Annotated in this window: 20 protein-coding genes and 1 tRNA gene; 9 read left to right on the forward strand and 12 right to left on the reverse strand. The window is 73.2% G+C overall.

All coding sequences use genetic code 11. The annotated features are described in order from the left end of the window. Positions 1–3 precede the first annotated feature (3 nt). Positions 4–2,289, forward strand: coding sequence for a xanthine dehydrogenase family protein molybdopterin-binding subunit (locus tag AB0399_RS25715; protein ID WP_329374259.1), 2,286 nt, complete (start codon positions 4–6; stop codon positions 2,287–2,289). A gap of 272 nt (positions 2,290–2,561) precedes the next feature. Here the strand turns inward: AB0399_RS25715 and AB0399_RS25720 are convergent, their stop codons facing one another. After that, on the reverse strand, positions 2,562–3,308 hold the full coding sequence (locus AB0399_RS25720) for an isocitrate lyase/phosphoenolpyruvate mutase family protein (RefSeq protein ID WP_366412945.1): 747 nt from the start codon (positions 3,306–3,308) through the stop codon (positions 2,562–2,564). Continuing rightward, complete coding sequence (locus tag AB0399_RS25725; RefSeq protein ID WP_328464585.1) at positions 3,305–3,751, reverse strand: carboxymuconolactone decarboxylase family protein; 447 nt, start codon at positions 3,749–3,751, stop codon at positions 3,305–3,307. The genes AB0399_RS25720 and AB0399_RS25725 overlap by 4 nt, the downstream gene beginning before the upstream one ends. 247 nt (positions 3,752–3,998) lie before the next feature. Here AB0399_RS25725 and AB0399_RS25730 point away from each other — a divergent pair, with 247 nt between their 5' ends. Further along, entirely contained in the window at positions 3,999–5,153 is a 1,155-nt protein-coding gene (locus tag AB0399_RS25730) for an SPFH domain-containing protein (protein WP_366412946.1), read from the forward strand. Positions 5,154–5,303: 150 nt separating this feature from the next. Continuing rightward, positions 5,304–6,482, forward strand: a complete 1,179-nt coding sequence (locus AB0399_RS25735) for a hypothetical protein (protein ID WP_366412947.1) — start codon at positions 5,304–5,306, stop codon at positions 6,480–6,482. 124 nt (positions 6,483–6,606) lie between these two features. On the opposite strand, the gene AB0399_RS25740 is transcribed toward AB0399_RS25735, so the two are convergent. Next, positions 6,607–6,680 (reverse strand) — tRNA-Cys (locus tag AB0399_RS25740). Between the two features lie 405 nt (positions 6,681–7,085). On the opposite strand from AB0399_RS25740, the gene AB0399_RS25745 reads away from it, so the two are divergent. After that, positions 7,086–8,510 (forward strand): MFS transporter, encoded by a 1,425-nt coding sequence (locus AB0399_RS25745; protein ID WP_329374261.1) that lies wholly within the window; start codon positions 7,086–7,088, stop codon positions 8,508–8,510. 143 nt (positions 8,511–8,653) lie between these two features. Here the strand turns inward: AB0399_RS25745 and AB0399_RS25750 are convergent, their stop codons facing one another. Further along, entirely contained in the window at positions 8,654–9,871 is a 1,218-nt protein-coding gene (locus AB0399_RS25750) for a hypothetical protein (protein ID WP_366412948.1), read from the reverse strand. A gap of 251 nt (positions 9,872–10,122) precedes the next feature. Here AB0399_RS25750 and AB0399_RS25755 point away from each other — a divergent pair, with 251 nt between their 5' ends. From AB0399_RS25755 to AB0399_RS25765, 3 genes are all read left to right on the forward strand, one after another. Next, on the forward strand, positions 10,123–11,916 hold the full coding sequence (locus AB0399_RS25755) for a DEAD/DEAH box helicase (RefSeq protein ID WP_328464577.1): 1,794 nt from the start codon (positions 10,123–10,125) through the stop codon (positions 11,914–11,916). Positions 11,917–12,183: 267 nt separating this feature from the next. Continuing rightward, positions 12,184–12,954 carry a helix-turn-helix domain-containing protein gene (locus tag AB0399_RS25760; protein ID WP_328464575.1) on the forward strand — a complete coding sequence of 257 codons (771 nt, stop codon included), beginning with the start codon at positions 12,184–12,186 and terminating at the stop codon, positions 12,952–12,954. A gap of 255 nt (positions 12,955–13,209) precedes the next feature. Continuing rightward, positions 13,210–13,998: a hypothetical protein gene (locus tag AB0399_RS25765; protein ID WP_366412949.1), complete on the forward strand. Its 789-nt coding sequence runs from the start codon at positions 13,210–13,212 to the stop codon at positions 13,996–13,998. Between the two features lie 90 nt (positions 13,999–14,088). Here the strand turns inward: AB0399_RS25765 and AB0399_RS25770 are convergent, their stop codons facing one another. From AB0399_RS25770 to AB0399_RS25800, 7 genes are all read right to left on the reverse strand, one after another. Then, on the reverse strand, positions 14,089–15,459 hold the full coding sequence (locus AB0399_RS25770) for an MFS transporter (RefSeq protein WP_366412950.1): 1,371 nt from the start codon (positions 15,457–15,459) through the stop codon (positions 14,089–14,091). Between the two features lie 104 nt (positions 15,460–15,563). Beyond that, positions 15,564–16,148 (reverse strand): helix-turn-helix domain-containing protein, encoded by a 585-nt coding sequence (locus AB0399_RS25775; RefSeq protein ID WP_329374263.1) that lies wholly within the window; start codon positions 16,146–16,148, stop codon positions 15,564–15,566. 163 nt (positions 16,149–16,311) lie between these two features. Next, a complete protein-coding gene (locus AB0399_RS25780) occupies positions 16,312–17,283 on the reverse strand; it encodes a glycine betaine ABC transporter substrate-binding protein (protein ID WP_329374265.1) in 972 nt (323 codons plus the stop codon). 125 nt (positions 17,284–17,408) lie between these two features. Next, positions 17,409–18,347, reverse strand: a complete 939-nt coding sequence (locus tag AB0399_RS25785) for an ABC transporter permease (protein WP_366412951.1) — start codon at positions 18,345–18,347, stop codon at positions 17,409–17,411. Next, on the reverse strand, positions 18,344–19,621 hold the full coding sequence (locus AB0399_RS25790; RefSeq protein ID WP_329374266.1) for a betaine/proline/choline family ABC transporter ATP-binding protein: 1,278 nt from the start codon (positions 19,619–19,621) through the stop codon (positions 18,344–18,346). The genes AB0399_RS25785 and AB0399_RS25790 overlap by 4 nt, the downstream gene beginning before the upstream one ends. A 40-nt stretch (positions 19,622–19,661) precedes the next feature. Then, the gene (locus AB0399_RS25795; protein ID WP_329369081.1) at positions 19,662–20,309 is read right to left on the reverse strand and encodes an ABC transporter permease; all 648 of its coding nucleotides are present in this window, start codon (positions 20,307–20,309) and stop codon (positions 19,662–19,664) included. A 47-nt stretch (positions 20,310–20,356) separates the two neighbouring features. Next, positions 20,357–20,827, reverse strand: a complete 471-nt coding sequence (locus AB0399_RS25800; RefSeq protein WP_328464563.1) for an Lrp/AsnC family transcriptional regulator — start codon at positions 20,825–20,827, stop codon at positions 20,357–20,359. A gap of 124 nt (positions 20,828–20,951) precedes the next feature. On the opposite strand from AB0399_RS25800, the gene hppD reads away from it, so the two are divergent. Beyond that, positions 20,952–22,076: a 4-hydroxyphenylpyruvate dioxygenase gene (gene hppD, locus AB0399_RS25805; RefSeq protein ID WP_366412952.1), complete on the forward strand. Its 1,125-nt coding sequence runs from the start codon at positions 20,952–20,954 to the stop codon at positions 22,074–22,076. Positions 22,077–22,228: 152 nt separating this feature from the next. Beyond that, positions 22,229–23,599 (forward strand): FAD-linked oxidase C-terminal domain-containing protein, encoded by a 1,371-nt coding sequence (locus AB0399_RS25810; protein WP_366412953.1) that lies wholly within the window; start codon positions 22,229–22,231, stop codon positions 23,597–23,599. Positions 23,600–23,617: 18 nt separating this feature from the next. Here the strand turns inward: AB0399_RS25810 and AB0399_RS25815 are convergent, their stop codons facing one another. Further along, the gene (locus AB0399_RS25815) at positions 23,618–24,097 is read right to left on the reverse strand and encodes an SsgA family sporulation/cell division regulator (protein ID WP_328464557.1); all 480 of its coding nucleotides are present in this window, start codon (positions 24,095–24,097) and stop codon (positions 23,618–23,620) included. Positions 24,098–24,161 lie beyond the last annotated feature (64 nt).

The raw sequence follows: 24,161 nt of genomic DNA on the forward strand, positions 1-24,161 counted from the left end.
GCGGTGGCCGAGACGCTGGCCGGCCAGGGCGGCGAACCGCACGGCATCGGCGCGCCGGTGCCCTCCGCCGAGGCGCTGCCGAAGGCGCAGGGCACCTACCCGTACGCCGCCGACCTGTGGGCCGAGGGGCTGCTGTGGGCGGCGGTGCTGCGCTCGCCGTACCCGCACGCGCGGATCACCCGGATCGACACCTCCGACGCGGTCGCGATGCCCGGCGTACGCGCCGTCGTCACCCACGAGGACGTGCCCGGCGACGCCATGCACGGCCGCAAGGTCGCCGACCGGCCGGTCTTCGCCCACGACGTCGTACGCCACCACGGCGAGCCCATCGCCGCGGTCGCCGCCGACCACCCCGACACCGCCCGACTCGCCGCCGCCGCGATCCTCGTCGAGTACGACGTGCTGGAGCCGGTCACCGACCCGGAGAAGGCGTTCGCGGCGGAACCGCTGCACCCCGACGGCAACCTGATCCGGCACATCCCGCTGCGCTTCGGCGACCCGGAGGCGGTCGGCGAGGTCGTGGTGGAGGGCCTGTACCGGGTCGGCCGCCAGGACCCCGCGCCGATCGGCGCCGAGGCCGGCCTGGCCGTCCCGCGCCCCGACGGCGGCGTGGAGCTCTACGTCGCCTCCACCGACCCGCACGCCGACCGGGACATCGCCGCCGCCTGCTTCGGGCTCGAAGCCGACCGGGTCAAGGTCGTCGTCACCGGGGTGCCCGGCGCGATGGGCGACCGCGAGGACTCCGGCATCCAGCTCCCGCTGGGCCTGCTGGCGCTGCGCACCGGCTGCCCGGTGAAGTTCGTGGCCACCCGCGAGGAGTCCTTCCTCGGCCACGCCCACCGCCACCCGACCCTGCTGCGCTACCGCCACCACGCCGACGCCGAGGGCCGCCTGGTCAAGGTCGAGGCGCAGGTGCTGCTCGACGCGGGCGCCTACGCCGACGCGTCCTCCGACGCGCTCGCCGCCGCGGTCGCCTTCGCGGCCGGCCCCTACGTGGTGCCGCACGTCTTCGTCGAGGGCTGGGTGGTGCGCACCAACAACCCGCCGTCCGGGCACGTACGCGGCGAGGGCGCCCTCCAGGTCTGCGCGGCCTACGAGGGCCAGATGGACAAGCTCGCCGCCAAACTCGGCCTGGACCCGGCCGAGATCCGGATGCGGAACGTCCTGGCCACCGGCGACCTGCTGCCCACCGGCCAGACCGTCACCTGCCCGGCGCCGGTCGGCGAACTCCTCAAGGCCGTGCGCGACGCCGACCTGCCGCCGCTGCCCGACGGCGACGACGAGTCCCAGTGGCTGCTGCCCGGCGGCGTCTCCGGCGCCGGCGAGCCCGGGGCGGTGCGCCGCGGGGTCGGCTACGCGCTCGGCATGGTGCACCTGCTGGGCGCCGAGGGCACCGACGAGGTGTCCACCGCGACCGTACGCATCCACGACGGCCGCGCCACCGTCATCTGCGCCGCCGTCGAGACCGGGCAGGGGTTCACCACGCTGGCCCGGCAGATCGTGCAGGAGGTGCTGGGCGTCGACGACGTGCGGGTGCTGCCGTCCGACACCGACCAGCCGCCCGCCGGGCCCGCCGCCCGCGGGCGGCACACCTGGGTGTCGGGCGGGGCGGTGGAGCGCGCCGCGAAGATGGTCCGCACCCAGCTGCTCCAGCCGCTCGCCGCGAAGTTCGGCATGTCCGTGGAGCTGCTGTCCATCGCCGACGGCAAGATCACGTCCTACGACGGGGTGCTGTCCACGACGGTCGCCGAGACGCTCGACGGCAAGGAGCTGTGGGCGACCGCGCAGTGCCGCCCGCACCCCACCGACCGGCTCGACGACAACGGCCAGGGCGACGCCTTCGTCGGGCTCACCTTCTGCGCGATCCGCGCGGTGGTCGACGTCGACATCGAGCTGGGCGCGGTGCGGGTGGTCGAGCTCGCCGTCGCCCAGGATGTCGGGCGCGTGCTCAACCCGCGCCAGCTCGCCGCCCGGATCGAGGCCGGCGTCACCCAGGGGCTGGGGCTCGCCCTCATGGAGGACCTGCGGGCGCCGCGCGGCATCGTCAAGCGGCCCAACCTCACCGGGTACCCGCTGCCGACCGCCCTCGACGCGCCCGACGTCCGTATCGTCAAGCTCGTCGAGGAACGTGACGTCGTCGCGCCCTTCGGGGCCAAGGCCGTCTCCGCGGTGCCCGTCGTCACCTCACCGGCCGCCGTCGCCGCGGCGGTTCGCGCGGCCACCGGCCGCCCCGTCAACCGCCTCCCCATCCGCCCCCAAGCAGCCGTCGTCAAACCCCCCACCCCGTAGGAACCCGCGGGCGCCGCGCCGCCACGGTTCCGCCCTTGCCCCCGGGCTCCCGCCGGTGGCGGGTTGCGCGCGCCGTCCCCGCGCCCCTGTCGGTGCACGTCTTCCGCACGGTCGAACCACGTCCGTGGCGTGGGCGCCCGCGGGCAGAAGCGGCGATCACCCACGTACGAGGGGCGCGGGGAACTCCCCCCGAGGGAGTACCCGCGGCGACGAGCCACCCCGGGCCGTCAGGTCCGGGTACTCCCGGGACAGGGCAGCCCGGGCGGACCGGCTCAGCCCCGCAACGCCTCCGCGGTGACGCGGAGATCGTCCATCGCCTGGTGCTGCATGCCTCCCCCGAAGGTCACCCGGGTGGCGCCGAACACCCCGAGTTCACGGGGCGCCGGCCCGCCCGGCTTGCACAGCGCGTTGACGGGGAGCCCGACCCCCTCGGCGATCAGGCCGAGCGCCTGCGGAGCGGCGAGGATCGGGTAGATCACGTCCGCCCCGGCCTCGGCGTACCGCCGCCCGCGGGCGATCGCGGCCGCGGGCGTACGGTCGGCCCCCGCCAGATACGTGTCGACGCGCGCGTTGAGGACGAGCGCGTCGCCCGCCGCGGCCCGCACCTGCGCGAGGAACTCGGCCTGGGCGTCCGGGTCCCGCAGCGCGCCCGTCGCCGGGTCGGAGTCCTCCAGGTTGCACCCGACGGCCCCCGCTTCGAGCAGCCGCTCCACCAACTCCGCGGCGGGCAGCCCGTATCCGGCCTCGACGTCCGCGCTGACCGGCACGTCCACGGCCCGGGTGATCCGGCGGATCGCGGCGAACATCTCGGCCGGGGGAGTGCCCTGCCCGTCGGGGTAGCCGAGCGACGCCGAGACCCCGGCGCTCGGCGTGGCCAGCGCGGGGAAGCCGGCGTCCGCGAACACCTTCGCGCTCGCGGCGTCCCACGGTCCGGGCAGCACCAGCGGATCGTCGGCCGCCCGGTCGTGGTGCAGGGCGCGCAGGACGGCGGCCTTGCCGCCGACGGCCGTGCCGCTCATGCCTGGCTCCCGGGGGCCGTGCGGAACGTCACGTTGAAGCGGTTCCACGCGTTGATCGCCACGATCGCGCTGACCAGCCGGGTCAGTTCGGCCTCGTCGAAGTGCGCCGCGGCCCGCGCGTACACCTCGTCCGGCACGAACCCCTCGGTGAGCACCGTGACCGCCTCGGTCAGCGCCAGCGCCGCCCGCTCCTTGTCGGTGTAGAGCCCGTCGACCTCCTCCCACGCCGCCAGCAGGTCGATCCGCTCGTCGCTCTCGCCCGCCTTCCGCGCGTCCTTCACGTGCATGTCCAGGCAGAACGCGCACCGGTTGATCTGCGAGGCCCTGATCTTCACCAGTTCCCCGATCACCGGGTCGAGCCCCTTCACGGCCGCCTGACTGAACGCCAGCATCGTCCTGAACACGTCCGGCGCCTGCTGTGCGTAACTCCCTCGTCGCGTCATACCCCTGACGCTACGTCCCCCCGCACCTGCACCCCTGGGCCACTACGGCCCCCGATCTCCGGGCCAATCCCGGCGGCGGCCGGACGCCTCCCCACTGCGGGGGCGGTGGAACCGGGGATTCGGGAGCGGACGTCATGAGGGGTGGCGGTGGGCGTGGTTGCTAGAGTGCCCGGGTTCGGGCGTGCTCGGACGCTTGGTCGGTCAATGGGGCGGGCAGTGCGCGCGAAGCGCGGGATGGGGGACGGGCGTGGGTCTGTTCGACGCGATCCGGGGCGAGTTCATCGACATCGTGGAGTGGACCGACGACAGTCGGGACACCATCGTGTGGCGCTTCCCCCGGCACGACAACGAGATCAAGATGGGCGCCAAGCTCGTCGTGCGCGAGTCCCAGACCGCGGTGTTCGTCAACGAGGGCCAGATCGCCGACGTCTACACGCCTGGCACCTACACCCTCCAGACCCAGAACATGCCGATCCTGTCCACGCTGAAGGGCTGGAAGTACGGCTTCGACTCGCCGTTCAAGGCCGAGGTGTACTTCGTCACGACCCGCCAGTTCACCGACATGAAGTGGGGGACGGCGAACCCGGTGATCGTGCGGGACGCCGAGTTCGGGATGGTACGGCTGCGGGCGTTCGGCTCGTTCGCCGCGAAGGTGGTGGACCCGCCCGCGCTGCTGCGCGAACTGGCCGGCACCGACCCGCAGTTCCGCACCGAGGAGGTGCAGGAGTACCTGCGGCAGCTCATCGTCGGGCGGCTGTCCAACGCACTGGCCACCTCGGGCGTGCCGATGCTGGACCTGGCCACGCAGCAGGACGCGATCGGTGCCCGGCTGGCCGTGGTGCTCAGCCAGGAGCTGGCGTCGGTCGGCATCTCGGTGCCGAAGTTCGTGATCGAGAACATCTCGCTGCCGCCGGAGGTCGAGCAGGCCATCGACACCCGCTCGCGGATGGGCATCGCGGGCAACCTCGACCAGTTCACGCAGTTCCAGGCGGCGAACGCGATCGGGGAGGCGGCCCGCAACCCGGGCGGCGCGGGCGAGGGCGTCGGCCTGGGCATCGGCATGGCGATGGGCCAGCGGATCGCCGCGGGGCTCACCCCGCAGGCCCCGGCGGCTCCCGCGACCGCGGGCCCGGCCGCCGCCCCGGCCGCACCCGCACCAGCTCCCGCCGCGGCCACCCCGCCGCCGCTGCCCCAGCCCGCCCAGTGGTTCGTCGGGATCGGCGGCGCCCAGCAGGGCCCGTACGACGCCGCCGCGCTGTCCGGCCTGGTCGGCGCGGGCACCCTCACCCGCGAGACGCTGGTCTGGAAGGACGGCATGGCCGGATGGCTGCCGGCCGCCCAGGTCCCCGAGGTCGGCGGGCTGTTCGGGGCCGTACCGCCGCCGCTGCCGCCGCAGGCGTGAGGACGCCCGGCGCCCGGGCGGCGGGGCACGGCGCACCCGTGTAGCCGGCCGGACCCGTCGCGACGTACACAGGTACGCAGGTACGGACGCACGCACGCAGGCACGTCGAGACACGGACGGACGACCCAAGGAGTGGGGGAGAGCACTGCCATGAGCACGGAAGAGCGCGGGCCGGAGGGCGTGGTGGCCGGCACCGGTCCCACCCAGGCGGGGCCGGGACCGGAGGCAGCTACGGCGGCGGCCGGGGCGGGCGGCGTGCAGTCGACCCCCTGCGAGGCGTGCGGCGCCACCGTCGAGTTCTCGCCGGGCGCGGGCGCGCTCAAGTGCCCGTACTGCGGCCACGAGCGGGCGTTGGCGGAGCTGCCGCGCCAGGTCCGCGAGCACCCCATCGCGGAGCTCGCGACGCTGCGGGACAAGCCGCGCGCCGCGGTGCTGGGCGAGGCGCGGGCGTTCGTCTGCCCGGGGTGCGGCGCCCGTACCGAGACCGACGACCTGTCGGCGCGCTGCCAGTTCTGCGCGACCCCCCTGGTCGCCGACGCCGAACTGACCGAGCGGGTGGTACCCGAGGCGGTCGTCCCGTTCGGCCTGGACCGCAGGGCCGCCCGGGACCGGCTGAGCACCTGGACGTCCTCGCGCTGGTTCGCGCCGAGCAGCCTGAAGAAGGTCACCGAGGCGGAGACGTTCAAGGGCAGCTACCTGCCGCACTGGACGTACGACGCGGCGACCACCTCGCACTACCAGGGCCAGCGCGGCGAGCACTACTACACCACCGAGACCTACACCACGACGGAGAACGGGGAGCAGGTCACCCGCACCCGCCAGGTCCAGCACACCCGCTGGCACCACGCCTCCGGCACCGTGGCCCGCGCCTTCGACGACATCCTGGTGGCCGGCACCAGCCATGTGAAGTCCAAGCAGCTGGACAAGCTCACCCCGTGGCCGCTGGAGGAGGCGCGCCCCTACCAGCCGGAGTACCTGGCCGGCTTCCAGACGGTGCGCTACGACGTCGAGCCCGAACAGGGCCTGGAGACGGCGAAGCAGCGGATGGCGGGCGTGATCGAGGGGGACTGCCGCGCCGACATCGGCGGCGACGAGCAGCGGGTCACCTCGGTGAACACCCGGTACGACGACGTGACGTTCAAGCTGATGCTGCTGCCGGTGTGGTTCCTGACGTACCTGCACGCGGGCAAGAGCTGGCAGGTCATGGTGAACGCCCGCACCGGCGAGGTGATCGGCGAACGCCCGTACAGCGCTGCGAAGATCACGGCAGCGATCGCGGCACTGGCGGTGGTGATCGCGGTGATCGTGGCGGTGGTGATGGCCAAGTGAGGCCGCCGGGACGGGGGTTGCGGGGTTGCGGGGGTTGACCCGCCCGGGGCCCGGCATCCCGCCGCGTACGGACGCGTGAACGCAGGACCGGCCCGGGCCCGCGGGACGGGCGCCGGGCCGGACGTGGAGGCCGCGACCGGATTCGAACCGGTGTAGCTCGCTTTGCAGACGAGTCCCTGACCACTCGGGCACGCGGCCGCGTGCTCTCGCTGCTATGACCATGCCGGTCCGCGGTATGCGCGGTCAACGGTCCGGCCCACCCCGCAACACGACTGCCACACGGCGTTCACGGCCGGCCGCGCGCCCCACCCGCCGCGCGCCCGGCGCCCGCCGCACGTTCCGGCGCGCGGCCTAGGTCCATCGGCTGATCCGATTAACGCCTACGGGTAGGGGCGCGCACTGCCCGGCGACCCTTACCCTGGCCGGATGGCACCGACACGACCGACCACGCGCACCCGCCACGGACGGCGCGGTGCCACCGCGGGGAAAGCCGCTGCGGGCACGACCGTTCAGGCCGGCGCCGCGCCGGACGGCACCGCTCCGGGCAGCGCGCACGGCGCGGGGACCCTTCCGGAACAGGCCGCCGCACGGGACCTGGCGCAGATGCCGGCGACCGACGGCGGCGTGCTGTCCCGCCCGTACCGCGCGCTCACCTTCGGCATCGTCTCCGTGGTGCTGATGATCGCCTTCGAGGCGACCGCCGTGAGCACCGCGATGCCGGTCGCCGCCCGGGAACTGCACGGCGTCGGGCTGTACGCGTTCGCGTTCTCCGGCTACTTCACCACCTCGCTGCTCGCCATGGTGGTGAGCGGCCAGTGGTGCGACCGCGGCGGCCCGCTGGCGCCGCTGGCCACTGGCATCGCCGGGTTCGGCGCCGGCCTGGTGGTCAGCGGCACCGCCCAGTCGATGGGCGTGTTCGTGCTGGGCCGGGCGGTGCAGGGACTCGGCGGCGGCCTGGTGATCGTGGCCCTGTACGTGGTGGTGGGCCGGGCCTATCCGGAACGGCTGCGGCCCGCGGTGATGGCCGCGTTCTCCGCGTCCTGGGTGGTGCCCTCGATCGTCGGGCCGCTGGTGTCCGGCACCGTCACCCAGCACCTCGGCTGGCGCTGGGTGTTCCTGGCGATCCCGGTGCTGGTGGTGCTGCCGCTGGCCGTGATGCTGCCGGCGCTGCGCCGGGCCACCCGGGAGGCCGCGGCGGCGCAGCGCGGGCAGAGTTCCGCCGCGCGGCCGGCGGGCCGGCGGATCTGGTGGGCGGGCGCGCTCGCGTGCGGCGCCGCGCTGCTCCAGTACGCCGGGCAGGACCTGCGGCCGCTGTCCGTGCTGCCGGCGGTGGCCGGCGCGGGGCTGCTGGTGCCGGCCGCGCTGCGGCTGCTGCCGCGGGGCACGTTCCGGGCCGTACGGGGGCTGCCGACGGTGGTGCTGATGCGCGGCATCGCGGCGGGTTCGTTCTTCGCGGCGGAGAGCTTCGTGCCGCTGATGCTGGTCACCCAGCGCGGCCTGTCCCCGACGCTGGCCGGCCTGTCACTGTCGGGCGGCGGGCTGACCTGGGCGCTCGGCTCCTACCTTCAGTCCAGGCCGCGGCTGGAGCCGTTCCGGGAGCGGCTGGCGCAGGCCGGCATGGCGCTGACCGCGGCCGCCATCGGCACGCTGCCGTTCGTGCTGATCCACTCGGTGCCGCCGTGGATCGTGGCGGTGGCCTGGTGCGCGGGCGGCCTCGGCATGGGGCTGACCATCTCCGTGCTGAGCGTGCTGATGCTGCGGCTGTCCCCGCCGGCCGAGGCGGGCACCAACTCCGCGGCCCTCCAGGTCGCCGACTCGCTCTCCAACGTGCTGATCGTGGGCGGCGCCGGCACCGTCTTCACCGCGCTCGGCGGCGGCTCGGTCGGCGCGGCCACCGGTGCCGCGGTCGCGGGCGCCACCACCGGGCACCCGGCCGCGTTCGCCGCGGTGTTCGTGCCGACGGCGGCGATCGCGCTGGCCGGCACGCTGGTCGCGGCGCGGCTGCGCACCAGGCCGGCCCGCGACTGAACCCCGGGAGGGCCGCGGGCGCGCGAGCGGGGTCCCGGGCTGGAACTCCCGGGTCCGCACAACGGGGCCCGAACTTCCGGGTTCCGGGTTCCGGGCCTCGGGTTCCGGGCCTCGGGCTCCGGGTTCCGGGCCTCGGGTTCCGGCTAGGAGACGGCCACTTCGAGCGTGTAGTGCACCATCCCGTCCAGCGCGAGCCGTCCATCGCGGTAGGCCATGCCGGCCGGCAGGGAGCAGGGCAGTTCGAGGGCGCTCACCGCGTGCGGCAGCGTGCAGTCGAGCACGTGCGCGGCGGTGTGGCTGTGCCCGACGACCCGGGCCGTGCCGTCGTGGAGGTGGACGATGTAGTCGTTCAGGCCACCGGTGGACCCGCTCCCGCCGCTCCCGCCGACCGCGTCGACGTAGACCCCGTCGGCGCCGTCCCCGGCCAGTGACTGCACGGTGAGCCGGTCGGGGTCGCCGGGCAGGCCGGCAATCCTCTTCGGGATCGGGACCGGCGCGGACGCGCCGGACGGGGTGACCCGGGTGATGCGGTGGGAGAGGCCGGCGACGTGGTCGGCCGCGGCCACGAAGTACACGTCACCCGCGGCGTCGGCGGTGGGCCGTACGGCGTCGGTGTCGGTGTCGGTGTTGAGGTAGGCACTGGCGACGGGGGTGTCCAGCACCTTGGTCGCGGTGCCGTCCTTGACGGCGTAGACGGCGGTGAAGTCCTGGACGAGCAGGGCGCCGTCCGGCCGCGTGCCCAGCGGCCGGGCCACGCCGACGAACGCGGTGGAGCCGGCGGGGAGGGTCGAGCCCGTCGCGTCGGTCGACCCGGCGGGGCCCGCGGCGCCCGTCGCGCCGGAGTCCCCGCCGGTGCCGCCGGTGCCGCTCGTACCGCCCGTGCCGGCGCCGTCGTCGCCCTTCCCGCCCTTCCCCTTCTTCTTCCCGGGCGCCGGGTCCGGGCTGCCCGCCAGCGTCGACGCCTTGCCGTGCGTGTCGATCCGCAGCACCCCGCCCCGCACGCCGACCGCGACGGTGCCGTCGCGGAGCACCGCGAGCCCGCCGGTGGCGTACGCGCCGGCCCGCCACACCCGGGACACCTTGCGGTCGGGCGAGACCCTGAACAGGTCGGTGCGCAGCACGTAGAGGGAGCCGTCGGGAGCGAAGGCCATGCCGTCGTCGGCGCGGATCGTGTTGAGGTCGAGACCGGAGCCGGCCTGGTCGGCGGTGAGCAGGATCGACGCCTGGCCGGCGCGCGGCGGCACGTACGGGGTGCCCTTGTCGCGCCGCTCGTACTTGACCAGCGCCACCACCCCCGCCAGCACCAGCAGCACCGCCAGCGCCACCACGCCGGCCCGCGCCCGCCCGCCGCGTCCGGTCATGCCGATTCCCATCCCGCCCCCCGGGTTCGCCGCCGTCCCCTCGCGGCCCCACACCGCGCTGTCAGGCAGTCTGCCGCACCGGAGACGCAACCCGCGCCGTCCTTTCGCCGCACTGTGAGGTGGGTCGCACCGGGGCGGCGCGCTCGCGCCGCCGCGGGATGGCCGCCGTGCCGCCCGGTAGGCTGAGGCGGTTTTCGTACCGAACCGACCCGCGCGCGGCCGCCCGCGCCGACAACCCCCTTACGGAGACCGTGACTACCGCCGCCTCGCACCCCCATTCCCACCACCTGTCGCCCGCCTTCCCCGGGAGGGCCCCCTGGGGCACGGCGAACAAGCTGCGGGCCTGGCAGCAGGGCGCCATCGACGCCTACGTGGCGGCGCAGCCGCGGGACTTCCTCGCGGTGGCGACGCCCGGCGCCGGGAAGACCACCTTCGCGCTCAGCCTGGCGTCGTACCTGCTCCACAACCACATGGTGCAGCAGATCACCGTGGTCGCCCCGACCGAGCACCTCAAGACGCAGTGGGCGGACGCCGCGGCGCGGATAGGGATCAAGCTCGACCCCGACTACAGCGCGGGCCCGGTCGGACGCGAGTTCCACGGCGTCGCGGTGACGTACGCGGGCGTCGGGGTGCGGCCGATGCTGCACCGCAACCGCTGCGAGCAGCGCAAGACCCTGGTGATCCTCGACGAGATCCACCACGCCGGCGACAGCAAGTCCTGGGGCGAGGCGTGCCTGGAGGCGTTCGAGCCGGCCACCCGCCGCCTCGCGCTGACCGGCACCCCGTTCCGCTCCGACACCAACCCGATCCCGTTCGTGGTCTACGAGGAGGGCAACGACGGCATCCGCCGCTCCTCCGCCGACTACACCTACGGGTACGGCAACGCGCTCGCCGACGGCGTGGTCCGCCCGGTGATCTTCCTCAGCTACTCCGGCACGATGCGCTGGCGCACCCGGGCCGGCGACGAGCTGTCCGCGCGGCTGGGCGAGCCGATGACCAAGGACGCCACCGGCCAGGCGTGGCGTACCGCGCTCGCGCCCACCGGCGAGTGGATTCCCAACGTGCTCAAGAGCGCCGACCAGCGCCTGACCGAGGTCCGCAAGGGCATCCCGGACGCGGGCGGCCTGGTGATCGCCACCGACCAGGACTCGGCCCGTGCCTACGCCAAGCTGCTCAAGGAGCTGACCGGGCACAAGCCGACCGTGGTGCTCTCCGACGACACCGGCGCCTCCAAGCGGATCGAGGAGTTCGCCGCGTCCGAGGACCGCTGGATGGTCGCGGTGCGGATGGTCTCCGAGGGCGTCGACGTGCCCCGCCTGGCGGTCGGCGTCTACGCCACCACCATCTCCACCCCGCTGTTCTTCGCGCAGGCGGTGGGCCGCTTCGTACGGTCCCGGCGGCGCGGCGAGACGGCGTCGGTGTTCGTGCCGACCATCCCGATGCTGCTGGAGTTCGCCAACGAGATGGAGGTCGAGCGCGACCACGTGCTCGACAAGCCGAAGAAGGGCGGCGAGGAGGACCCGTTCGCCGAGGAGGACCAGCTGCTCGCCGACGCCGAGAAGGCCGACGACGAGGCGACCGACGACGACCTGCTGCCGTTCGAGGCGCTGGAGTCCGACGCGGTCTTCGACCGGGTGCTCTACGACGGCGCCGAGTTCGGCATGCAGGCGCACCCGGGCAGCGAGGAGGAGCAGGACTACCTCGGCATCCCCGGGCTGCTGGAGCCGGACCAGGTGCAGATACTGCTCCAACGGCGGCAGGCCCGGCAGATCTCGCACAGCCGGAAGAAACCGGACGAAGAGGCCGATCTGCTCGAACTGCCCGCCGAGCGGCGGCCGATCGTCACCCATCGCCAGCTTCTCGAACTGCGCAAACAGCTCAACACCCTGGTGGGTGCGTATCACCACCAGAGCGGCAAACCGCACGGCGTCGTGCACAACGAGTTGCGCCGGGTTTGCGGTGGTCCGCCCAGTGCCGAGGCGAGCGCCGGGCAGCTCGCCGAGCGCATCAAAAAGGTGCAGGAGTGGGCGACCCGAATGCGGTGATCTCCGCCGGATTGTAGGTGATCGGCACCGGGATGAACCCCAAAGTCCGGTCAAGGGAGCGCCCGGATTGTGGACGACCCCTTCCGCTGAGCGGTACTCGCTCGCTACGGTGCCGGTCACGCACGCGCCGTGGCAGTGCAGCCGCGGAGCGCAGCCGGGTAACGAACCGACCGGCGGCCTCTCCGCGCACTGCCGCGGGACCGGCAGTGCGCACCCCGATGGCGGGGGTGGTGAGATGCGCCGCCGATTTCACGAGGAGGGGGCGTCGTGACCGCGGAGACGTCTCAAACGCTCGACCGGGGCCTACGGGTTCTCAAACTGCTCGCCGACACCGACCACGGTCTGACCGTGACGGAACTGGCCGCCAAACTCGGCGTGAACCGCACGGTGGTGTACCGCCTGCTGGCCACGCTGGAGCAGCACTCGCTGGTCCGCAGGGACCTCGGTGGGCGGGCCAGAGTGGGGCTCGGGGTGCTGGGTCTCGCCCATCAGGTGCATCCGCTGCTGCGGGAGGCCGCGCTGCCCGCGCTGCGGGCGCTGGCGGAGGACATCGGGGCGACCGCTCATCTGACCCTCGTCGACGGCACGGAGGCGCTCGCCGTCGCCGTGGTCGAGCCCACCTGGACCGACTACCACGTGGCCTATCGGACCGGCTTCCGGCACCCGTTGGACCGCGGCGCCGCCGGGCGGGCGATCCTCGCCGGCCGCGGGATGCAGCCCACCGCGGACGGGGGTGGCTGGGAGCGGGCCGAGAGCGAGGAGTTCGCGGGGTTCGCGGCGAGGTCGGTCGGCGCGGTGGATCACCCGGTCGACGGGACCGATCGCGTCATCGGGGTCGGCGGGGCGTTCGGGCAGGCCCGCTACGTCATCACCTCCGGCGAGTTGGAGGCCGGTGCCGCCGGCGCCGCCGCCCCCCTTCTCGGGGTGCCCGGTATCGAGGGCAGCGTCGGTGTTGTCATGCTCGCGGAATCCGTCCCGGAACGGGTGGGTATGCGCGTGGTCGAGGCCGCGACGGAAGTGTCCGAGGCTTTGCGCTGACCCTGCGGGGTGCCTGGCCCGGCTGGGGAGACCCCCGCGCCCTTGGGGGTTGCGGTCCTTCCGCGGAAGGAGCCGCACATACGCAGGGGCGCGGGGAACCGCGCGAGCAACCACCGCGCACCGCAAGGTGAAGGCGCCACCGCAAGGGGCACCCACCAAGGGGCGCGGGGAACTGCGCGACCAGCCACCCGCGCACCGCAAGGTCCGGGCACATCCGCAGGCGGGCGGCCCGGGCGGACCCGTTAAGCTCGGCGCATGCCTGCCGTATCCCGCCGCACCCTGACCCTCGCCGTGTGCGGCGCGATCGTGGTCGCGCTGCTGGCCGTCGCCGCCCTCGCCCCCCTCCCCATGTCCATCGTGCTGCCCGGGCTGACGGCGAACGTGCTGGGCGCCGACAAGGGCACCCCGGTGATCACGGTGAGCGGAGCGAAAACGCGGCCGACCAGCGGCCAGCTCCGCCTGGTGACCGTGGCGGCCACGGCCCCGAACGCCTCGGTGCACTTCTCGGACGTCGCGAAGGCGTGGTTCAGCTCGGACAAGGCCGCGATGCCGCGCGACTCGGTCTACCCCAGCGGCAACTCGGTCGCGGAGATCCAGAAGGCCAACGAGAAGGAGATGACCGACTCCCAGCAGGACGCCACCACCGCCGCCCTGAAGCACCTGGGCCTGTCACCGTCGAAGGTGAAGGTCACGCTGCGCCTGGCCGACGTGGGCGGCCCGAGCGCCGGTCTGCTCTTCACCCTCGGCATCATCGACAAGGTCGACGGCGACGGCCACGGCGGCGACCTGACCGGCGGCCGGGTGATCGCCGGCACCGGCACCATCGACGGCTCCGGCAAGGTCGGCGCGGTCGGCGGCGTGCCGTTGAAGGAGAAGGCCGCCGTCCGGGACGGCGCCACCGTCTTCATCGTGCCGCGCGGCGAGTGCTCCGACGCCAAGGCCGCGCTGCCCGGCGGCCTCAAGCTGATCCCCGTCACCACCCTGGACAACACGCTGTCCGCGCTGTCCGCCCTGCGCGCCGGCCAGAAGACCCCCACCTGCTGACAGCGGGCCCGCCCGGGCCGGTACGGCTCCGGACGGGCCCGCGGCCCCGGACGAGCGGGACGAGCGCCCCTACGCCTTCCTGACGTCTCCCTACGCCCCCGCGCCGACCGGCTGCCGCGCTTCCTCGGTGGCCAGGTCCCCGGCCGTGTCCCAGGCCCGGAAGGCGGGCAGGACGAACGGGCTCAGCGTGGTCACCAGGTAGATCGCGCTGACCGTCACCATCCCGGTGCGCAGCCCGGCGTACTGCACGATGTACCCGCCGAGCAGGCCGCCCAGCGGCACCGCGACCAGCACGCCCGAGGTCACCGCGCCGAAGACCCGGCTGCGCAGCCGCTCGGGGATCAGCCGCACCATCTCGGTGCCGATGATCGGGTTGAGCACCCCGGCGCCCAGCCCGCACACCGCGGAGACGATCAGCAGCGGCGTCAGTCCGGGGAGGAACGCGGCCACCGCCGTGCGCGGGAAGCCGCAGACCAGGAAGCCGCCGATGAACAGGGCGCGTTGCGAGAACCGGTGCCCGATCGCCCCGAACAGCAGCGACCCGGTGAGCGCGGTCGCGGCGAAGACGCCGGAGACCATCCCGATGCCGACCGATCCGCCCAGGTGCTCGCGCGCCTCCACCGGCAGCAGCACCGACGACCACGCCTGGTCCAGCGCGTTGGTCACCATCACCATCGCCACCACCGAGAACAGCAGCCGGGCACGGACCAGGTAGCGGTACCCCTCGGCAAGTTCGGCCCGGTACGCGGCGAGCGCCGACCCCTTGCCGCCCTTGCCGCCCTTGTCGGCCTTGGCGGGCTTCGGCGCCGCGGTCCGCTCCGACCGCCGGGTCCGCTCGTGCACGCCCAGGCCGATCAGCAGCGCGGACACCGCGAAGGTGCCGGCGTCCAGCACCAGGACGTTCGCCGCGCCTATTCCCGCGATCAGCACACCCGCCAGCGGCGCGCCCAGCATCCGCGCCCCGCGCGAGGCGCCCTCGTATCCGCTCGACGCCCGCGCCACCGTGGTGCCCGCGCGTTCGGCCAGCCGCGGCATCAGCACCTCGCGGGCGGTCTCGCCGGGGGAGTGGAACAGGCCGCTGACGGCGACCAGGACCAGCAGCAGGCCGTACGTCAGGTGCCCGGTCGCGTGCAGCACGGGTACCGCGACCACCGCCAGCGCGCACACCCCGTCGGAGACGACGCTGGTCACGGTGTAGCCGAGCCGGTCGATCAGCGGGCCGCCCAGCAGCGCCGCCAGGATCACCGGCACCGTCGAGGCGAAGGCGACCAGTCCGGCGCGGGCCGGGCTGCCGGTGGTGGAGAGCACGAACCACGGGATGGCGACCAGCGTGAGCATGTTGCCCGCGACGGAGACGACGTTGGCGGTGAGCAGCAGCAGGAGCGGGCGGCGGTCCCTGGGACGAACCGGCGTCCCGGGAGCGGTCGGCGAGCCGGAAGCGGGCATGGCTGATGAACTCATGGCGGGTCCCCCCGTGAGTGCGATGAGCGGTATGGGCGTTGCGGTGCGGGTGGCGCCGGTTCTACGGTGCCCGGTCGGTCAGGAGATCGGGTGGTGCGGCCTGCTCAGTCGACGCGGCGCGGGAAAGCATGAAAGTGGATGCGGACGCTCGCCGAGCCGTCGGCCGCGGGGCTGCGCGGGTGCTCGTCCTCGGGCGGCTCCGGCACCCGGTCGCGGTAGGACCCGATCAGCTCCTCCACCCGCTGGCTCAGCTCCGTGGCGAGTTCATGGGTCAGCCGCAGGGTGAAGCTGCTCAGGTTCCCCGACTCCCGCCAGGGCTCGGGCCATTCGTCCGAGGTGCCGAGCCAGCCGGTGAGCTGCTCCGCGTGCTCCACGGCGATCTGGTGCATGAACGAGCGCATCGCGCCGCGCACTTCGGGGTCCGGGTGGGCGAGGAAGTCCTCGGTGCTGTCGAACCGGGTGCCCCGGTGCACCGCCTTCCACCACCGCTCGCGGCCGGTGCCGCGCTTCGGGTCGTCCTCCACGAAGCCGTGCGCGGCGAGTTGCCGCAGGTGGTAGCTGGTGGCCCCGCTGGACTCGCCGAGCCGGTCGCCGAGCCCGGAGGCGGTGGCGGGACCGTACTCGCGCAGCGCGGCCATGATCCGCATCCGCAGCGGGTGGGCGAGGGCGCGCAGGGCGCGCGGGTCCATGACGCGGACCTCGTCGGCGGGGGCTTGGTGGCGGATCTCGTCCGCGGGCTTCTTGGGCACGTCCCTACCGTAGGGGAGTGCAAAGAACCTTTGCAAGACTCTTTTGCAAAAATTCTTTGCACCCTCCCCCGGGCCCGACCGGCCCGTGCCGTCCCGCCCCGGTTCACCCCTCCTTGATGAAGCCCTCCTTGACCAGCCAGTCCTTCGCCACGTCGTGCGGGTCCTGGCCGTCCACGTCCACCTTCGCGTTGAGCTGCTGCGCGACCGCGGTGTCGAGCTTGGCACTGACCGGGTCGAGCAGCTTCGCGATCACCGGGTGCTTGCGGAACGCCTTGGAGTAGATCACCGGCGCCGCGTTGTAGTTGGGGAAGAAGTTCCGGTCGTCCTTCATCACCGTCAGGTTCATGGACTTGATCCGGCCGTCGGTGGTGTACACCTCGCCCAGCAGGCAGGAGTTGCTCTTGTTGATCTGGGTGTAGATGATCCCGGCGTCCATCTTCTGGATGTTCCCTGACGGCAGGTTCATGCCGTACGCCTTCTCCATGCCCACCAGCCCGTCCTGCCGGGAGGCGAACTCGTTCTCCACGCAGAGTGTGACGGCCTTGGGGTCCTTGCGGGCCAGTGCGGCCACCTCGGAGAGCGTCCTGAGGTGGTACTTCGCCTCGTTCTTCGCGCTGATCGCCAGCGAGTAGGTGTTGTCGAGGGTGGACGGCGGCAGCCAGGTCAGGCCGTTCTTCAGGTCCTCGTCGTGCACCGCCTGCCACTGCGCGTGCGGGTTCTTGATCGGGGTGGTGTGCCCGAGGTACGTGATCCAGGCGGTGCCGGTGTACTCGTACATCGCGTCGGCCTGGCCGGACTTGACCGCCTCGCGGGCGCCGATCGACCCGGTGATGTTGGTGCGGTCCAGCACGGAGGCGCCGGCCGCCTTGAAGACCAGGCCGATCATCTCGCCGAGGATGATGTTCTCGCTGAAGTTCTTCGACGTGACGGTGAGCGAGGCGCCCTTGAGCGGTTTGCCGCGGCCGAGCGTGCCCGGCTGCACGTTGTCCACCAGCGGGCTGCCACTGGTCAGGCCGCACGAGGAGAGCACGGCGAGCGCGGCCAGCGCGGTGAGGGCCGCGGTCCCGGCGAGCAGCGTCCGCCGGCCCGGCGCCGTCCGCCGGCTCGCCGTACGTCCGCCGCGCCGCCCGGCGGTCGCGGTCCGGCCCGTGCCCCCGGCCCCTCGCCCGCCCCCGGCCCCTCGCCCGCCTCCGGCCCGCCTCACGTCTCCGCCCCCAGCCCGCGCGGCCGCAGCAGCGCCTCCGCGATCGCGGCGAGCCAGTCCACGAACAGCGCCAGCGCCACCGTCAGGATCGAGCCGAGGATCAGCACCGGCATGCGCTGGTTGACGATCCCCGACGTGATCAGGTCGCCGAGCCCGCCGCCGCCCCCGAAGGTGGCCAGCGTCGCGGTGCCGACGTTGAGCACCAGCGCGGTGCGCACCCCGGCCAGGATCAGCGGTACCGCCAGCGGCAGTTCGACCCGGGCCAGCACCCCCGGCGCCGACATCCCGATGCCGCGGGCGGCCTCCACCATCGTCGGGTCGATCGCCCGCAGCCCGGCGACCGTGTTCGACAGCACCGGCAGCACCGCGTAGGCGACGATGCCGATGATCGCGGTCCGCGCGCCGATGCCCAGCCAGATCACCAGCAGCGCCAGCAGCCCGATCGCCGGGGTGGCCTGGCCGATGTTGGCCAGCGCGGTGAACACCGGTGCGACCGGCCGCAGTCGGCGCCGGGTCAGCGCGATGCCCAGCGGGATCGCGATCAGCAGCACCCAGAAGGTGGAGATCGCGGTGAGCCGGATGTGCTGCCACAGCCGCAGCTGCACGTTGCCGTTGTCGAGCGAGTTGTGCTCGATCGCGTCCAGGTGGATGTTGGTGATCCACAGGTAGGTGGCGACCAGCGCGATCACCAGGACGGCCGGGCGGAACACCAGCATCCGCCAGGTCACCTTGCGGGTGGGCCGGCGCGACCGCCCGCCCCCGCCGCCGTCCGCGCCCTCCCCGCCGTCGCCCCCGGCTCCGTCGATACCGGCGTCCGCGTCCGTGCCGTGCGGCCCGGGCCCGGCGGCCCCGCGCGCCTCGTCCCAACGGCTCGACCCGCCGCGCCCGCCGCGCCCGACGCCCCCGCTCTGCTCGCCGGGGCGGACCCCGGTCATGACGGCGGCTCCGCGTCCGGGCCCGGCGACTGGCCGCCCTGCTCCTGCCGCGCCCTGACCTCCTCCAGGTCGTGACGGTGCTCCATCGCGGTCAGCCGGTCCGCCTCCAGCATCTCGTGCACCGAGTTCATCAGGGTCTCCATGTCCACCACCCCGATGTACTCGCCGCGCCGGCCCGTCACCGCGACCCGCCCGCCGCTGTCGGTGAGCACCGCCTCCAGCGCGTCCCGCAGCGTCGCGTCCCGGGTCACCGTGTGCGTCACCAGGGTGCCGGAGCGGGCCAGCGAGCCCCGGGCGCGCATCAGGTCGCCGCGCCGCAGCCACTTGTACGGCCGCCGGCGGTGGTCCAGCAGCAGCAGTTCGTTGTGCTGGCTGGTGCGCAGCCGGTCGAAGATGGACTGCAACGGCTCGTCCACGGTCACCGCGGCGAAGTCGGCGATCTCCACGTCCCGCACCCGGGTCAGGTTCAGCCGCTTCAGCGCCGCGCCCGCGCCCACGAAGCCGGAGACGAACTCGTCGGCCGGGTTGGTGAGGATCGCCTCCGGGGTGTCGAACTGCGCGATGTGCGAGCGCTCGCGCAGCACCGCGATCCGGTCGCCCAGCTTGATCGCCTCGTCGAAGTCGTGCGTGACGAAGACGATGGTCTTGTGCAGCTCGTGCTGGAGCCGGATCAGCTCGTCCTGGAGGTGGTCGCGGGTGATCGGGTCCACCGCGCCGAACGGCTCGTCCATCAGCAGCACCGGCGGGTCGGCGGCCAGCGCCCGCGCCACGCCGACCCGTTGCTGCTGGCCGCCGGACAGCTGCCGCGGGTAGCGGCCGTGGAACTCCCGCGGGTCCAGGCCGACCAGGTCGAGCATCTCCTCCACCCGGTCCCGCACCCGGCTCTTGCCCCACCCGACCATCTTCGGCACCAGCGCGATGTTCTCGGCGACCGTCATGTGCGGGAAGAGCCCGGAGGACTGGATCGCGTAGCCGACCTTGCGGCGTAGCTTCACCGGGTCGATCCCGGTGACGTCCTCGTCGCCGATCCTGATCCGCCCGGACGACGGCTCGATCAGCCGGTTGATCATCTTCAGCGTGGTGGACTTGCCGCAGCCGGACGGCCCGACCAGGATCACCGTCTCGCCGGCCTTGATCTCCATGCTCACGCTCTCCACGGCGGGCCGCGGGTTGCCCGGATAGCGCTTGGTCAGGTTCTCCAGCACGATCGGGGCGCCCGACGCCAGTCCGCCGCCGGGCGCCTGTCCGCCGCCGAGCGCCCCGGCGCCCTCCAGGGCCCCGCCGCCGTCCTTCGCCCGTGCCGGCTCCGCTGCCTCAGCCACGAATCCCCCTCGGGATGGTCAGCCGGCCGATCAGGACGTAGACCGCGTCGAAGGCCAGCGCCAGCACGATGATGCCGAGGGTGCCCGCCAGCACCTCGTTGAGCGCGTTGGCGCTGCCCAGCGACGCGATGCCGGTGAAGATCTCGTTGCCCAGGCCCGGCCCCGAGGCGTACGCGGCGATCGCGGCGATGCCCATCAGCATCTGCGTGGAGACCCGGATACCGGTGAGGATCGGCGGCCAGGCCAGCGGCAGTTCCACCCGCACCAGCCGCGCCAGCCGGGACATGCCGATGCCGCGGGCAGCCTCCACCAGCGAGGCGTCCACCCCGCGCAGGCCCACGATCGAGTTGCGCACGATCGGCAGCAGCCCGTACAGCACCAGGGACGTCACCGTCGGCGGGACGCCCAGGCCGAGGATCGGGATCAGCAGACCGATCAGCGCCAGGGAGGGGACGGTGAGGATCGCCGCGGTCGTGGTGATCGCGAGGTTGCCGGCCCACTCGGTGCGGTAGGTGAGCACCCCGATCAGCACGCCGATCACGGTGGCGATCACCATGCACTGGAAGACCGCGCTGGCGTGCTGGTAGGCGTCGACGAGGAGCTGCTGGTGCCGGCTGGACAGGAACTGCCAGAAGCTCACCGCCGGCCTCCTCCCGTCGCCTCGCGTCCCGCGCCTCGCGCGGCTCGTCAGGTGTCCCGCGCGGCCTGCTCCACCAGCGGGATGATCCGCAGCGGCACCGGGTTCTCCATGACGATCGCCGTGGCGGCCCGGACGATGCCATCAAAGCCGACAACCCGATCGATCACCCGCTGGAGATCGGCGTTCGACCGGGCCACCAGCCGGCAGAGCATGTCGCCCTCGCCGGTCGTGGTGTGCAGCTCCAGCACTTCCGGCACCCCGGCCAAATGCGCGCGCACGTCCGCGCCTTGGCCCTGCCGGATCTCCAACGTGGCGAACGCCGTCACCGGGTAGCCGAGCGCCGCCGGGTCCACCTGAGGTCCGAAGCCGCGGATCACTCCGTTGGCCCGCAGCCGGTCGAGCCTCGCCTGCACGGTGCCGCGCGCCACCCCCAGCCGCCGCGACGCCTCCAGCACGCCGATCCGCGGCTCCCGGTCCAGCAGTGTGATCAGCCGCCCGTCCAGCGCGTCGATCCCCATCCCCGCCCGCCTTCCATGGTCATCCTGTACAGATTGACGATACGAGCCTGGCCACTGCTGAACACTCTGTCCAGCGAAAACCGGAACTATTGCGCACTCTGAAGGGCGGCGGGACGCTTTTCCCATGACTGCACTCACTGGGACCCCGGATGCTTTCCCCGTCAAGGGCATGGACGCCGTCGTCTTCGCGGTGGGCAACGCGAAGCAGGCCGCGCACTACTACTCCACCGCGTTCGGCATGCGCAAGGTGGCCTACGCCGGCCCCGAGAACGGCAGCCGCGAGACCGCCTCGTACGTCCTGGAGTCGGGTGGCGCCCGCTTCGTCCTCACCTCGGTGATCAAGCCGGTCAGCGAGCACGGCCGCTTCCTCGCCGACCACGTGGCCGCGCACGGCGACGGCGTGTTCGACCTCGCCATCGAGGTGCCCGACGCCCGCGCCGCGTACGCCTACGCGGTCGCGCACGGCGCCACCGGCGTCACCGAGCCGTACGAGCTGAAGGACGACCACGGCACCGTCGTGCTCGCCACCATCGCCACCTACGGCGAGACCCGGCACACCCTGGTCGACCGCACCGGCTACGACGGCCCCTACCTGCCCGGGTACCAGGCCACCGAGCCCATCGTCGAGCCGCCCACCCGCCGCTTCTTCCAGGCCGTCGACCACTGCGTCGGCAACGTCGAACTCGGCCGGATGAACGAGTGGGTCGCCTTCTACAACAACGTCATGGGCTTCACCAACATGAAGGAGTTCGTCGGCGACGACATCGCCACCGAGTACTCCGCCCTGATGTCCAAGGTGGTCGCCGACGGCTCCCGCAAGGTCAAGTTCCCGCTCAACGAGCCGGCCGCGGGCAAGAAGAAGTCCCAGATCGACGAGTACCTGGAGTTCTACGGCGGGCCGGGCGTCCAGCACATCGCGCTGGCCACCAACGACATCGTCGCGTCCGTCCGGGCCATGCGCGCCGCGGGCGTCGAGTTCCTCGACACCCCCGACTCCTACTACGACACCCTCGGCGAGTGGGTCGGCGAGACCCGCGTCCCGCTCGACGAGCTGCGCGAACTGAAGCTGCTCGCCGACCGCGACGAGGACGGCTACCTGCTGCAGATCTTCACGAAGCCGGTGCAGGACCGGCCGACCGTCTTCTTCGAGATGATCGAGCGGCACGGCTCCATGGGGTTCGGCAAGGGCAACTTCAAGGCGCTCTTCGAAGCGATCGAGCGCGAGCAGGAACGACGCGGCAACCTGTAGCGGACCCTCCAGGGCGGGTGGTTCCGTCGGTTCCGGAACCACCCGCCGGTGGGCGGTTGCTCGCGAGGTACCCCGCGCCCCTTGGGGGTGACCCCGCTTTCGGGGAGCGGACCGCACTCCACAACGGCGGAGCCGTATGACACGCTGACGGCATGCGCGACGACGTGAAAGCCGAGCTGGCGGCGGGGCTGCCCGCGGAAGCGATACTCACAGATCCGGACGTGGTGGCGTCGTACGCCCACGACATGGCGAGCTTCTCGGACGTGGGTACCCCGGACTTCGTGGTGCGCCCCAGGTCCGTGGAAGAGGTCCAGCACGTGATGCGGACGGCCACGAGGTTCGGCGTCCCGGTGGTACCGCAAGGCGCCCGCACGGGCCTGTCCGGCGGCGCCAACGCCGTGGACGGCTGCATCGTGCTGTCGCTGACCGCGATGGACCGCATCCTGGAGATCGACCCGGTCGAGCGGATCGCCGTCGTGGAACCCGGCGTCGTCAACGCGGTGCTGTCCCGCGCGGTCGCGGAGCAGGGCCTGTCCTACCCGCCGGACCCCTCGAGTTGGGAACAGTGCACGATCGGCGGCAACATCGGCACCGGCGCCGGCGGCCTGTGCTGCGTGAAGTACGGCGTGACCGCGGAGTACGTCCTCGGCCTCGACGTCGTGCTCGCCGACGGGCGGCTGCTGAGCACCGGCCGGCGCACCGCGAAGGGCGTCGCCGGCTACGACCTGACCCGGCTCTTCGTCGGCTCCGAGGGCACCCTCGGCGTGGTGGTCAAGGCGGTGCTCGCGCTGAAGCCCGCCCCGCGCCCGCAGCTCACCCTGGTCGCGGAGTTCCCGTCGGCCGCGGCGGCCGGCGCCGCGGTGTGCGCGGTCATGGAGAGCGGCCACGCCCCCTCGCTGCTGGAACTGATGGACGCCACCACCATCCGCGCGGTCAACGACATGGCGCGGATGGGCCTGCCGGAGAGCACCGAGGCGCTCCTGCTCGCCGGGTACGACTCCGCCGACCCGGCCGCGGACCTCGCCGCGCTCGCCGAACTGTGCACGGCGGCGGGCGCCACCGAGGTGGTGCCGGCCGACGACCCCGCCGAGTCGGAGATGCTGCTGGAGGCCCGCCGGCTGGCGCTGCCCGCGCTGGAGCGGATCTCCACCGCCTCGATGATCGACGACGTGTGCGTGCCGCGCGCGAAGCTCGCCGACATGCTCGACGGAGTGGCCGCGATCGCCGCGAAGTTCGAGCTGACCATCGGGGTGTGCGCGCACGCCGGCGACGGCAACACCCACCCCATCGTCTGCTTCGACGCGCAGGACCCCGACCAGACCCGCCGGGCGCACGAGTCCTTCGAGGCGATCATGGCCCTCGGCCTCTCGCTGGGCGGCACCATCACCGGCGAGCACGGCGTGGGCCTGCTGAAGAAGGACTGGCTCGCCCGCGAACTGGGCCCGGTGGGGACGGAGTTGCAGCGCGGCGTCAAGGCGGTCTTCGACCCGCTCGGGCTGCTCAACCCCGGCAAGGTGCTCTGACCGCGCCCGGCCACGGCACTAGGCACTGGCGTCCGGGGTGTCGTCGGAGTCCGACCACGGGTCGCGCAGCCACAGCTCGTCCCCGGCCGCGGGGGCGAGCAGCCGGCTCAACCCGTCGTCCATGCCGAGCTGTTCGTGCTCGCTGCCCGGCGGGACCACCCGCAGGGTGCGCTCCAGCCAGGCGGCCACCGGCGACGACGGCGCCTCCAGCAGCGCGTCGCCGTCGGGCGAGCTGAGCGCCATGCACAGCACGCTGCGCCCGTTGACCTTGGTCGGCCAGATCCGCACATCGCCGTGCCCGCACGGCCGGAACACCCCCTCCACGATCAGCTCGCGCGCGAACGTCCAGTTGACGGGCGCGTCGGAGCCGACGTGGAAGGTGATGTGCACCGCGTACGGGTCGTCCGTACGGTAGGCGAGCCGGGCCGGCACCGGAATGCTTCGTTCCGGTGAGAGTACGAGCTGCATCTCGAGTTCGCGTTCCACCACGTTCTGCATGAGTCCGACGTCCTTTCCTTGGCGCGGTGGCCCCGGGGGCGGGTGTCGCAACGGGGCCCGCACC

It is taken from the genome of Streptomyces sp. NPDC088194 (assembly GCF_040702025.1).
In the GTDB taxonomy this organism is placed as follows: domain Bacteria; phylum Actinomycetota; class Actinomycetes; order Streptomycetales; family Streptomycetaceae; genus Actinacidiphila.